General features: G+C 70.3%; 9 protein-coding genes. 2 read left to right on the plus strand and 7 right to left on the minus strand.

Annotated features, from left to right (window positions below):
* Positions 1-89: 89 nt before the first annotated feature.
* From U5817_RS17055 to U5817_RS17080, 6 genes are all read right to left on the minus strand, one after another.
* On the minus strand, positions 90-1,307 hold the full coding sequence (locus U5817_RS17055; protein ID WP_407278165.1) for a dihydrolipoamide acetyltransferase family protein: 1,218 nt from the start codon (positions 1,305-1,307) through the stop codon (positions 90-92).
* Positions 1,300-2,295, minus strand: a complete 996-nt coding sequence (locus U5817_RS17060) for an alpha-ketoacid dehydrogenase subunit beta (protein WP_407278166.1) — start codon at positions 2,293-2,295, stop codon at positions 1,300-1,302. The genes U5817_RS17055 and U5817_RS17060 overlap by 8 nt, the downstream gene beginning before the upstream one ends.
* The gene (pdhA, locus tag U5817_RS17065; protein ID WP_407278167.1) at positions 2,292-3,302 is read right to left on the minus strand and encodes a pyruvate dehydrogenase (acetyl-transferring) E1 component subunit alpha; all 1,011 of its coding nucleotides are present in this window, start codon (positions 3,300-3,302) and stop codon (positions 2,292-2,294) included. The genes U5817_RS17060 and pdhA overlap by 4 nt, the downstream gene beginning before the upstream one ends.
* Positions 3,299-5,065, minus strand: coding sequence for an acetate--CoA ligase (acsA, locus tag U5817_RS17070; protein WP_169131789.1), 1,767 nt, complete (start codon positions 5,063-5,065; stop codon positions 3,299-3,301). The genes pdhA and acsA overlap by 4 nt, the downstream gene beginning before the upstream one ends.
* Before the next feature lie 33 nt (positions 5,066-5,098).
* A complete protein-coding gene (locus U5817_RS17075; RefSeq protein WP_407278168.1) occupies positions 5,099-6,529 on the minus strand; it encodes an RtcB family protein in 1,431 nt (476 codons plus the stop codon).
* Between the two features lie 84 nt (positions 6,530-6,613).
* Positions 6,614-7,039 carry an archease gene (locus U5817_RS17080; protein ID WP_407278169.1) on the minus strand — a complete coding sequence of 142 codons (426 nt, stop codon included), beginning with the start codon at positions 7,037-7,039 and terminating at the stop codon, positions 6,614-6,616.
* 299 nt (positions 7,040-7,338) lie between these two features.
* Here U5817_RS17080 and U5817_RS17085 point away from each other — a divergent pair, with 299 nt between their 5' ends.
* Both U5817_RS17085 and U5817_RS17090 read left to right on the plus strand, forming a co-directional pair.
* Positions 7,339-7,992: a hypothetical protein gene (locus U5817_RS17085; protein WP_407278170.1), complete on the plus strand. Its 654-nt coding sequence runs from the start codon at positions 7,339-7,341 to the stop codon at positions 7,990-7,992.
* A gap of 59 nt (positions 7,993-8,051) precedes the next feature.
* Positions 8,052-10,847, plus strand: coding sequence for an AMP-binding protein (locus U5817_RS17090; RefSeq protein ID WP_407278171.1), 2,796 nt, complete (start codon positions 8,052-8,054; stop codon positions 10,845-10,847).
* Here U5817_RS17090 and U5817_RS17095 read toward each other — a convergent pair whose 3' ends face one another.
* Positions 10,848-11,747 carry a LysR family transcriptional regulator gene (locus U5817_RS17095; protein WP_407278172.1) on the minus strand — a complete coding sequence of 300 codons (900 nt, stop codon included), beginning with the start codon at positions 11,745-11,747 and terminating at the stop codon, positions 10,848-10,850.
* Positions 11,748-11,895: the final 148 nt, after the last annotated feature.

Consider the following 11,895-nt stretch of genomic DNA (forward strand, 5'->3'; position numbering starts at 1 on the left):
GCAGCGCATCCCGCCGATCCCTCCGTTCCAAGCGGCCCTCGGGCCGCACGGCGGGATACGCCTTCGGCTCCTCCCGCCCTACGGAACCGTCACAGCTCCTCCGGTCGCTGCAGACGCTCGCGCAGTTCGGCAAGAAACAGCGCGCCACGATGCCCGTCCGACACCCGGTGGTCGGCCGCGAGGCTCGCGACGACGGTCGGCAGCGCGACCAGCGCGCCGTCCTCGACCCACGGCCGCTCCATGATGCGGCCGAAGCCGACCAGCGCGACCTGCGGCGGGTAGATCACGCCCATCACCGCTTCGACGCCCTGCTCGCCGAGGTTGGTCACGGTGATCGTCGGGTCCGACATCTCCGAGCTGCGCAGCGAGCCGGCGCGCGTGCGCTTCACGAGATCGGCGAGCTCGTGCATCAGCTGGTCGAGCGGCTTGCTGCCGACATCGTGCAGCGCCGGCGCGATCAGCCCGCCCTGACGCAGTGAGATCGCGACGCCGATGTGCGCGGCCTGCACCGGCTCGAAGCGGCCGTCGCGGAAGAAGCCGTTCATCTCGGGATACTGCGCGAGCGCCGCCGCAACGGCCTTAAGCTGCAACACCGCCATCAGCAACCGTTCGGTGATCGGCCGGCCTTCGTTCGCCTGCGCGAGCCAGCGCTGCGCACGCGCCATCGGGATCGTCTCGTACAGGTAATAGTGCGGAATCTCGCGCTTCGAGCGGCTCATCGCCGCGGCGATCGCGCGCCGCATCTCGGTGTTCTTGTCGACCTCGGGACGCACGGCCGGCGCGGCCTCGACGGCCTTCCGCACGCCGGCCTGCGCCGCCGCATCTACATCCGCAAGCGTCACGGCTCCGCCCGGCCCACTCCCCGTGAGCTGCACGATGGCGACGCCGAGCGCCTCGGCCCGCTTGCGCGCCGCCGGCGAGATGCGCAGACGGGCGGTTTCTGCGGGAACGGCCGCCGCGGAGGGAGGCCGTCTTTCCCCCACTGCCGCACCGGCCCCGGCGGCATGCCTCGCCTCCGTCGCGCCGGCCCGTACCCCCTTCGACGCCGCCCCCTTCGACGGCGCCTTTTCGCCGGGTTCGAGCAGGGTCGCCAGCACCGTGCCAACCGGAATGCGCTCGCCCGGCTCGATCAGCAATTCATGCACGACGCCGTCCTGCCAGATCTCCACGTCGACCGCCGCCTTCGAGGTGTCGACGATCGCGACCACCTGGCCCTTGCGCACCGTGTCACCGGGTTTCACCTTCCACTCGATGAGCTTGCCCTCGTCCATGTCGGCGCCCAGCGAGGGCAGCGTGAAGTCAAACATTCAGCATCTCCCTGACCGCCGCGACGATCTTCGCCGGCTGCGGCAGCGCGGCCTCTTCCATGTGCTTGGCGTAGGGGATCGGAACCTCCTCGCTGCATACGCGCACCGGCGGCGCATCGAGGTCGTAGAAGCAGTGCTCGACGATGCGCGCCATCACCTCCGCGGCGAGGCTGCCGCTGCGCCAGCCCTCGTCAACGATCAGCGCGCGGTGCGTGCGGCTCACCGATTCGGCGATGGTCTCGGTATCCAGCGGACGCAGCACGCGCAGGTCGACGACCTCGACGTCGATGCCGTCGCGCGCGAGTTCGGCGGCGGCCTCCAGCGCCTTGGGCAGGCTGCCTCCATAGGTGATGACGCTCACCTGACTGCCGGGACGGCGGATCGCCGCGCGCTCGATGTCGCACCGCCAGTCCTCATTTGGCTCCTCATTTGAGTCATCTGGCAGCTCGTCTTCCATGTTGTAGAGCTGGGCGTGCTCGAAGATCACGACCGGGTCGGGGTCCGCGAGCGCCGGCGCGAGCATGCCGCGGGCGTCGGCGATCGTCGCCGGGGCGAGCACGCGGATGCCGGGGATGTGGGCGTACCAGTTCTCCAGGCTGTGCGAGTGCTGGGCCGCGAGCTGGCGCCCGGCGCCGGTGGCCATGCGGATCACGAGCGGCACCGACACCTGCCCGCCCGACATGTGGCGCAGCAGCGCGGCGCTGTTCACGATCTGGTCGAGCGCGAGCAGGCTGAAATTCACCGTCATGACCTCGACGATCGGCCGCATGCCGCCCAGCGCCGCACCGATGCCGGCGCCGACGAAGCCCAGTTCCGAGAGCGGCGTGTCGCGGATACGCTCAGGGCCGAACTCGTCGTAGAAGCCTTTCGACACCGCGTAGGTGCCACCGTAACGACCCACGTCCTCGCCCATGAGGAACACGCGCGGATCGCTCGTGAGCGCGTCGCGCAGCGCCTGGCGCATCGCCTCGCGGTAGCTGATCCTCATGACCGCCCTCCCGGTGTCGTGACGTCGCGCAGCAGGTCCTCGACCGGCTCCCACGCTGCGGCCTCGGCGAACGCGACAGCGGCGGCGACCTCCGCCTCGGCTTCGGCGTCGAGTTCGAGGAAACCGTCCTCGCTCAGCTCGCCCGCCGCCTTCAGCTGCGCGGAGAAGCTGTGGATCGGCCCGCGCTTCTTCCATTCCTCGACCTCGGCCTTGTCGCGGTACAGCTCGGGGTCGAACATCGAGTGCGCGCGGAAGCGGAAGGTGCGGAATTCGACGAAGAAGGGGCCGCCCTCCTCGCGAACCTGCTGCGCGGCGCGGCGCGTTGCCTCATGCACCGCCAGCACGTCCATGCCGTCGACCTTGAGCGTCGGCACCTTGTAGCTCGCCGCCTTCACGCACAGCTCGGTCTGCGATTCGGAGCGATCGAGCGCGGTGCCCATCGCGTACAGGTTGTTCTCGCACAGGAAGAGCACCGGCAGCCGCCACAGCGCGGCGAGGTTCATGCCTTCGTGGAACGCGCCCTCGGCGACCGCCCCCTCGCCGAAGAAGCACGCCGTCACGCGGCGGATGCCCTGCATGCGGTCCGCCAGCGCGAGCCCGACCGCAAGTGGCAGGCCGCCGCCGACGATCGCATTGCCACCGTAGAAGCGCCGCGCGGTGTCGAAGAGGTGCATCGAGCCGCCGCGCCCGCGCGAGCAACCGGCCGCCTTGCCGAACATCTCGGCCATGATCGCGTCCATCGGCACACCGCGCAGCAGCGCATGGCCGTGCTCGCGATAGGTCGCGACGACGTTGTCGTCCGCGTCGAGGGCGTGCATCGCGCCGGTCGCGCAGGCCTCCTCGCCGATGTAGAGGTGCAGGAAGCCGCGGATCTTCTGCGCGCCGTAGAGCTCCGCGCACTTTTCCTCCATGCGGCGGATGCGCAGCATGTCGGCAAGCAGTCGATGCGCGAACGGCCGCGCGGACGGCGCGGTCCCGGCCTGCGCCTTGTGTCGGGTGGCGTTCATGCGCCGGCCTCCAGCGTCGAGGTATCCCCTTCCGGCAGACCCAGCTCGCGCGCCTTCAGCAGCCGGCGCATGATCTTGCCGCTGCGCGTGCGCGGCAGGGTCGTGGCGAAGTCGATCTCCTTCGGCGCGACCGCGGCGCCGAGCTTCCTGCGCGCGTGTGCGAGGAGTTCCATGCGCAGCGCGTCGCTCGGCTCGTAGCCCTTCTTCAGCGACACGAAGGCCTTCACGATCTCGCCGACCATCTCGTCGGGCTTGCCGATCACGCCGGCTTCAGCGACCGCCGGGTGCTCCATCAGCGCGCTCTCGACCTCGAAGGGGCCGATCAGGTGGCCGGCGGACTTGATCACGTCGTCCTTGCGCCCGACGAACCAGAAGTAGCCGTCGGCGTCGCGCCGCGCGAGGTCGCCGGTGAGGTACCACACGCCCGAGAAACACTTGCGGTAGCGCTCCTCGTTGTTCAGGTAGCCGCGCAGCATCGCCGGCCAGCCGCGCAGCAGCGCAAGTTCGCCCTCGACGTCGGGCTCCTCGACAACCTCGACGAGGCCATCCTTGCCCTCGCGCACGATCGCAGCCTCCACTCCCGGCAGCGGACGGCCCATCGAGCCGGGTTTGATGTCCAGCGCCGGCACGTTGGCGATCATGATCCCGCCCGTCTCCGTCTGCCACCAGTTGTCGTGGATCGGCAGCCCCAGCACCTCCTGGCCCCACCACACGGCCTCGGGATTGAGCGGCTCGCCGACGCTCGCGACGAAGCGCAGCTTGGGGAATTCGAAGCGCTGCGCGAGCTCCGGCCCCGCCTTCATCAGCATGCGGATCGCGGTCGGCGCGGTGTACCAGACGCTGACTTTCTGCTCGTGCAGGATGCGGTACCAGCGCTCCGCGTCGAAATCGCCCTCATCGACGATCGAGGTCACCCCATGCAGCAGCGGCGCGATGATGCCGTAGGAGGTGCCGGTGACCCAGCCCGGATCGGCCGTGCACCAGAACACGTCGTCGGGATGCAGGTCGAGCGCATAGAGCCCGGTCGCCCAGTGCGTCGCGACCGCGCCATGCACGTGCATCGCGCCCTTCGGCGTGCCCGTCGTGCCGCTCGTGAAGTGCAGCAGCGCAAGCTCGTCGGGCCGCGTCGGCACGGTCGGGAAGTCGTCCGAGGCCGCGCCCATCAGGCGGCCGAGGTCGTGCGTGCCGGGCACGTCGGTGGGGGTTCCGTCGTCGGACACGAGCAGCACGTGGCGCAGCGTCGTCAGCTCGCCGCGGATCTTCGCGACCTTGCGTTCATACAGCGACTCGGTCGTCACGAGCACCGCGCCCTGGCCGATGTTCAGGCGCGTCGCGATCGGCTCGGGGCCGAAGGCCGAGAACAGCGGCGACACCGCGCAGCCTGCGCGCAGGCCGCCGAGCACCGCGGCGTAGAGTTCGGGAATGCGGCCGGTGAGTACGAACACGCGCTCGCCGCGCACGACATCGAGCCCGCGCAGCACGTTGGCGAAGCGCGCCGTGAGCACCGCGAGGTCGCCGTAGCTCAGGTCGTGCACGGCTCCGTCCTGACCGAGGAAGCGGAACGCCAGGTGGTCGCGCAACGGTCCGCCCGCGTGGCGCACCACCGTTTCGTAGGCGATGTTGAGCGCCCCGCCCGGCAGGCCCGCGAGCGCCTCGCGCGCGAGGTCCCACGTGAAGGCACGCCGCGTCGCCTCGTAGTCGACGAGGTTCGGCCGCGTCCGAAGTTCTGATGGCGCCTTGCTGATGATCGACGTCCGTTCCATCACTCCCTCCTCCGTTCAATGCGGATGTATTTTTCAGCCCTTGATGCAGACGAGCGGCAAGAGCCGCGCAACCTTCACCGCAAGCCCCGCACGGTGGGCCGCATCGACGACCGCGCCGACGTCCTTGTAGGCGAGCGGCGCCTCCTCGGCAACGCCGCGAAAGCTCGGGCTGCGGATCAGGATGCCGCGCGCGGCAAGCTCATCGACGACATTGCGGCCGTGCCAGCGGCGCAGCGCCTCGTTACGGCTCATCGCGCGGCCCGCGCCGTGGCAGGCGGAGCCGAAGGCGCGCTCCTCGGTGCCGGCGGCGCCGGCGAGGATCCACGACGCCGTGCCCATGCTGCCGCCGATCAGCACCGGTTGGCCGGCCTCGCGGTATTCGCGCGGCAACTCCGCATGACCGGGGCCGAAGGCGCGCGTTGCGCCCTTGCGATGCACGAACAGGCGCCGCCGCTCATCACCGACGCGGTGGGTTTCCTCCTTGCAGGTGTTGTGCGACACGTCGTACAAGAGCGGCAGGCGCACATGCGGGAAGACTTCGGCGAAGGCCTCGCGCGCGAGCTGCGTGAGGATCTGGCGGTTCGCCAGCGCGCAGTTGATCCCCGCGCGCATTGCGCCGAGGTAGCGCTGGCCGAGGGCCGATTTCAGGGGCGCACAGGCAAGTTCACGGTCCGGCAGGGCGATGCCCGCGGCCGGCGCCGCAATCACCATCTCGCGCAGGTAGTCGGTGCCGATCTGGTGGCCGAGACCGCGCGAACCGCAGTGTATGCTCACGACGACATCGCCCTTCGCCAGCCCGTAGGCCTGCGCAGCCGCGGCATCGAACACCTCGTCGACAAGCTGCACCTCCAGGTAGTGGTTGCCGGACCCGAGCGTGCCCATCTCGTCGCGCTGGCGCTTCTTCGCCATGTCCGATACCGCACGCGGATCGGCGCCGGCCACACAACCGGACTCCTCGATGTGCGCGAGGTCGGCCTCGCTGCCGTATCCCTCCTTCACTGCCCAGCGCGCGCCGCCCTTGAGCATCGCGTCGGTCTCCGGGCCGGACAGGCGCAGCGCGCCGGTGCTGCCGACCCCTGCAGGGATGCGCGCGTACAGCACGTCGGCGAGGCGCTTCTTGTGCGCCTCGATGTCGGCCTGCTTGAGCCCGGTGTGCAGCGTGCGCACGCCGCAGGAGATGTCGAAGCCGACGCCCCCCGCCGACACCACGCCGCCCTCGTCCGCATCGAAGGCCGCGACACCGCCGATCGGGAAGCCGTAGCCCCAGTGCGCGTCGGGCATCGCGTAGGAGGCTGTGACGATGCCCGGCAGGCTGGCGACGTTCGCGACCTGTTCGGCGACCTTCTCGTCCATCGCCTCCATCAGCTCGCGCGACGCGAAGATCACGCCGGGTACGCGCATGCGCCCCGTCGAGGGCATCTCCCATTCGAACGGGCCGCGTTGCCGGAATTTGCGGAGTTCCATCGTCTGTCTCCCGCCCTTGCAGCGACCGGAACCGCGCTGCGAGCGCCTGTCATTTTCAGCATAGCCAAAACCGGCCGGCATGGCTCAGACGTCAACCACACATTGCGCACACCACATGCCGTCGGCCCCGCGTTCGACCCGGAGCTCGCAGAACGATGCGCCCTTCACCTCCGCCGCCGGCTGGTGGCGCCCCACCTCGATCGCCTCGCCCCAGGCCGTCGCCGCGAGGCGGCAGCCGCCCGCATCCGCTTCGACTGTCAGCGCGAAGCGCGAGAACAACATGCGGCGCGTAGCCATCTCGAACACCAGCGCATTGAGCCAGTCGACCAGCAAGAGTTCGGGATCGGGCGCCGCGCAGGCGATCCCGACCGGTTCGCGCGACGCGACGGCGGCCGGATCGCAGATCACCGCCGTCATCGCCGTCGCTGCGCCGGCGAAGGCTTCGGCGAGCGTCGCGCCCGTCCCACGCACGCCGACGTCCGCCTCGTGTTCGAAGGTCTGCCACGCCATTCCGCCGCCCTCCCGATCGTTCGCCGGCCCAGCACGGAGCGATGTTCCCGTGGGAGCGGCTTCAGCCGCGAATCGGCCGCGATGCGTGCGATACCGCCGATTCGCGGCTGAAGCCGCTCCCACAAAAACCAAACCCATCAGCTCTCGCGATTGCCCTGCGCCACGCGCCAGGCGGGCGCCTCCTGCCATGATATTTTAGTAAGCTGCAGGGCAGCACGTTCGCACTGCGCCAATATCGGTGGCAGATGCCGCCCGCGGCCGCCAAACGGCTTGCCATACCTCATCAGGAGAATGACCCGATGCGCACCCGCTTCCTCTGGCAGCTCCTCGCCTCCACCGCGACCGCCCTGCTCGTTGCGGCCTGCGGCGTCGCCCCGACGGTAGCGCCCCAGGCCGAGGCCAAGGCGGAACGTTTCGCCTACAAGGGCGGCGAGGTCGCGAGCGCGCAACGCGGCGCCGACTGCGAACTCACGCTGCGCGGCGCGCTCACGCCGGACGCCGTATCCTCGCTGCGGCTGGCCAGCGACGCGCTCGCGAAGCGTTCGTGCCGGGGCAAGACCGTGGTCCTCGATCTCTCCGACGGCAGCGTGGGCGCGGCGATCACCGTCGGCTCGATGCTGCGCAACCGCGGCTACGACACCCGCATCGCCTCCGGCAGCACCTGCCACACCCTGTGCCTGCTCGTCTTTGCCGCCGGCACCCGGCGCGAGATCGCCCCCAATGCGCGGCTCGGCTTCACGCAGATCCCGCCCGACGAGGATTTCGGCCGCACCAACTGCGACACCGAACTCGACAACCGCCAGATGCTCAACCTGGCGCGCTACCTGCGCGCGATGCTGCCCGCACTGACCGCCGACTACATGCTGCAGCAGATCCGCGCAACCGACTGCCGTACCGTGCGGGCCCTGCCCGCGAGCGACGCGGTCACGGCAGGCATCGCCACCAGGAGCTAAAAAGGGGGAATGACCCGACCCGTACGCGCCGCGGCGGGCCTCGCGGTCGGAACCTCATCATGAATCCAAGCCGTCCGGCAATCGACGCGGCCGAGGTGCTCGGCATCGTGCGCACGCTCGTCGGCGAGCTGCGCCCCGGCAATCCACCGGAAGCCGGACTCGACAGCCACCTCGAACGCGACCTCGGGCTCGACAGCCTTGCGCGGGTCGAGCTGCTCGCGCGCATCGAGCGCGCCGCGCACACGCGCCTGCCCGAAGGCACGCTCGCCGCGGCGGAAACCCCGCGCCAGCTCTTCGCCGCGCTGCGCGCCGCGCGACCGGAGGCGAGCTCGTCCGCGCCCGAGCTCGCCGACACGGCGGACACGGCGGACACCGAACACATCGAGGCGCCTGCCGGCGCATCCACGCTCGTCGACGTCCTGCTGTGGCACGCCGAACGTTCGCCGGAACACGTGCACATCCGCCTGCTGCACGACGACGCCGAGGTCGGCACCCTCACGCACCGCGAGCTGCTGCAAGGCGCGCAGCGCATCGCCGCGGGCCTGCGGCAGCGCGGGCTCGCGGCGGGCGACGCTGTGGCGATCATGCTGCCGACCTCGCTCGAATTCTTCACCAGCTTCTTCGGCGCGCTGCTCGCGGGCGGCGTACCGGTGCCGATGTACCCGCCCACGCGCCCCTCGCAGCTCGAGGACCACCTGCGCCGCCAGTCCGGCATCCTCGAAAGCTGCCACGCGCCGGTGCTGATCACCGACGAACAGGTGCAGCCGGTCGCCCGACTGATCTCCACGCCGTCGGGAAGCCTGCGTCACAGTGTCACCGCGCGCGAGCTCGCCGCAAGCACAGCCGCGCCCACGATCGCCACACCACGGCCGGACGAGCTCGCGCTGCTGCAATACACGTCCGGCAGCACCGGCAACCCCAAGGGCGTGATGCTCACGCACGCGAACGTGCTCGCCAACATCCGCGCGTGGAGCCGCAGCGTCGCCATCACCGCGGCGGACGTCACGGTGAGCTGGCTGCCCCTCTATCACGACATGGGCCTGATCGCCGCGTGGCTCGGCAGCCTGTACAACGGCTGCCCCCTCGTGCTGATGTCGCCGCTGGACTTCCTGTCGCGGCCCGTGCGCTGGCTGCGCGCCCTGCACCGCTACCGCGGCACGCTCTCGGCTGCGCCGAACTTCGCCTACGAACTGGTCCTCAAGCACGTCGAGGAACAGGAACTGGCCGGGCTGGACCTCTCGCGCTGGCGCATCGCCGCGAACGGCGCCGAGCCGGTGAATCCGGACACGCTGGAACACTTCGCCGCACGCCTCGCCCCCTGGGGCCTGCATCGCGAAACCATGACCCCCGCCTACGGCCTCGCGGAGAACGCGGTCGGCCTCGCCGTGCCGCCGCCCGGACGCGGTCCGCGCATCGACCGCGTCGTGCGCGAAGCCTTCTTCCGTACCGAGGCGCGCCACGCCGCCGCCGAGGACGCGAGCGCGATCCGTTTCGTCGGCTGCGGTCGCCCGCTGCCCGACCACGAGCTGCGCATCGTCGGCCCGAACGGCGACGAACTCCCCGACCGCCGCGTCGGCCGCATCGAATTCCGCGGCCCGTCCGCGACCGCCGGCTACCTGAACAATCCGGAAGAGACACGCAAGCTGATTCACGGCAAGTGGCTCGACACCGGCGACCTCGGCTACCTTGCCGAGGGCGAGCTCTTCGTGACCGGTCGTGTCAAGGACATGATCATCCGTGGCGGACGCAACCTCTACCCCTACGAGCTGGAAGACGCGATCGGCGAAATGGCCGGCGTGCGCCGCGGCTGCGTCGCCGTGTTCGGGGTCGCCAATCCCGCGACGGCAAGTGAACGCCTCGTCGCAGTCGTCGAGACACGGACGACCGACGATGCCGAACGCCGCCGGCTCGAACACGATGTCGGCAATCTCGCCGTGGACCTGCTGGGCGTCCCGCTCGACGAGGTCGTGCTCGCGCCGCCGCACAGCGTGCTGAAGACCTCCAGCGGCAAGATCCGGCGTGCCGCGACGCGCGAGCTGTACCAGAGCGGCGTGCTCGGCCGCCAGCACAGCGTCCGGGTACAGGTGCTGCACCTCGCCGTGACCGCCGCGACGCGTAAGGCCGTGCAGGGGCTGCGCCGTGCCCTCGCCACGCTGTGGGCGGTCTGGGCATGGACCGCACTCGTGCTGCTCGCGGTGCCGACATGGATTGCGGTGGCGACGCTGAACCGCCCGGCGCTCGGCTGGCAGATCGGACGCCACGCCGCCCGGCTGCTCGCGACCCTGATCGGCATCCGCATCGACGTCAGCGGACGGGAAAACCTGCCCGCGTCCGCGCCCTGCATCGTCGTCGCGAACCACGCGAGCTACCTTGACGGCCTGATCGCCGCCGCTGCGCTGCCCCGCCCCTTCGTCTTCGTCGCCAAGCGCGAACTGCTCGACAACGCCATCGCCCGCCGCTTTCTGCAGGGACTGGGCACCGAATTCATCGAACGCTTCGCCGTGCAGGACAGCGCGGACGCCGCCAGGCGGCTCGCCGAACGCGCACGGCTGGGTTCGGCGCTGTTCTACTTCCCCGAAGGCACGTTCGTACGCAGACCCGGCCTGCAGGAGTTCCGCCTCGGCGCCTTCCTCGCCGCGTGCGAGGCCGATCTGCCGGTGGTGCCGGTCACGATCCGCGGCACGCGCGCGGTGCTCCCCGACGAGACCTGGCGGCCGCGCCGCGGCTCCGTCAGCGTAACGATCGGCCGCCCCCTCCTGCCGCAGGGCAAGGACTGGAACGCCGCGCTGGCGCTGCGCGATGCCGCCCGTCGGGATATCCTCGAGCGCTGCGGCGAGCCGGATGCGACACTCTGATCAGGCGAGCACACCCGCATACTCCGGGCACTTCGCCAGCCCACCCTTCAGCGCCTCGACCAGCAGCCGCACCTTCGGCAGCGGATGGCGGCGCTGCGGCGACACCGCCCACACGGCGGTATTCGGTGGCCGGTTCGCGTCCAGCAGCGGCACCAGTGCGCCGCGCTGGAACGGCCCCAGCACGTAGTAGTCGGGCAGCTGGCACAGACCGAAACCGCGCAAGGCCGCATCCAGCACCGCGTAACCGCTGTTGCAGCGCCAGTTTCCGCTGGGCCTGAACGGATACTCGCGCCCGTCGAGCTGGAACATCCACGTGTCGCTCGTGCCGAGCAGGCAGTTGTGGCGCCCGAGCTCCGACAGCGTATGCGGCCGCCCATAGCGTTCGAGGTAGGACGGCGCCGCGCACAGGTACATCGTGCGCGGCGCGATGCGCGTCGCGACGAGGCTGGAATCGCTCAGGCGCCCGAGCCGGATCGCGAGGTCGAAGCCCTCATGCACGAGGTCGACGTTGCGATTCGTCAGCTCGATCTCGACCTTCAGCTGCGGATGCTGCGCCATGAACTCATTCACCAGCGGCACGATGAAGCGCTCGCCATAGGCCACCGCCGCGCTCATGCGCAGCAGGCCCGCCGGCGCGCTCTGCAGGTCGCTGATCGCGAGGAAGGCCTCGTCGCGCTCCTCGACGAGGCGCTGGCAGCGCGCGAGGAAGACCTGCCCCGCCTCGGTGAGCGACACGCGCCGCGTCGTGCGGTAGAAGAGCCGCGCCTGCAGCCGGTCCTCCAGGCGCGCGACCTGCCGGCTCACGTGCGACGGCGACACGCGCAGCTGCTCCGCCGCACGGTAGAAGCTGGCGTGCTCCGCCACGGCGAGGAATTCGTCCAGCCCTTCCCAACGGTTCACCCTCGATACTCTCCTGTTTAGTAAGCCCGGCAGTGGCGCGGCACAACGAGACGACGAAACAGCCGATGCCGTTCGCCCTGAGCTTGTCGAAGGGCCGGGTTCAGCCGGGCTTCGACAGGCCTCCTGAGCGCAGCCGAAGGACTCAGCC

It is taken from the genome of Aromatoleum evansii (genome assembly GCF_045689615.1).
GTDB classification, from domain to species: Bacteria; Pseudomonadota; Gammaproteobacteria; order Burkholderiales; family Rhodocyclaceae; genus Aromatoleum; species Aromatoleum evansii.

What these genes read in the sequence shown, in the direction of transcription:
- acsA (WP_169131789.1), bottom strand. Translation starts at nt 5,065, where the DNA reads ATGGAACGGACGTCGATCATCAGCAAGGCGCCATCAGAACTTCGGACG.
- U5817_RS17055 (WP_407278165.1), bottom strand. Translation starts at nt 1,307, where the DNA reads ATGTTTGACTTCACGCTGCCCTCGCTGGGCGCCGACATGGACGAGGGC.
- U5817_RS17090 (WP_407278171.1), top strand. Translation starts at nt 8,052, where the DNA reads ATGAATCCAAGCCGTCCGGCAATCGACGCGGCCGAGGTGCTCGGCATC.
- U5817_RS17080 (WP_407278169.1), bottom strand. Translation starts at nt 7,039, where the DNA reads ATGGCGTGGCAGACCTTCGAACACGAGGCGGACGTCGGCGTGCGTGGG.
- U5817_RS17075 (WP_407278168.1), bottom strand. Translation starts at nt 6,529, where the DNA reads ATGGAACTCCGCAAATTCCGGCAACGCGGCCCGTTCGAATGGGAGATG.
- pdhA (WP_407278167.1), bottom strand. Translation starts at nt 3,302, where the DNA reads ATGAACGCCACCCGACACAAGGCGCAGGCCGGGACCGCGCCGTCCGCG.
- U5817_RS17085 (WP_407278170.1), top strand. Translation starts at nt 7,339, where the DNA reads ATGCGCACCCGCTTCCTCTGGCAGCTCCTCGCCTCCACCGCGACCGCC.
- U5817_RS17060 (WP_407278166.1), bottom strand. Translation starts at nt 2,295, where the DNA reads ATGAGGATCAGCTACCGCGAGGCGATGCGCCAGGCGCTGCGCGACGCG.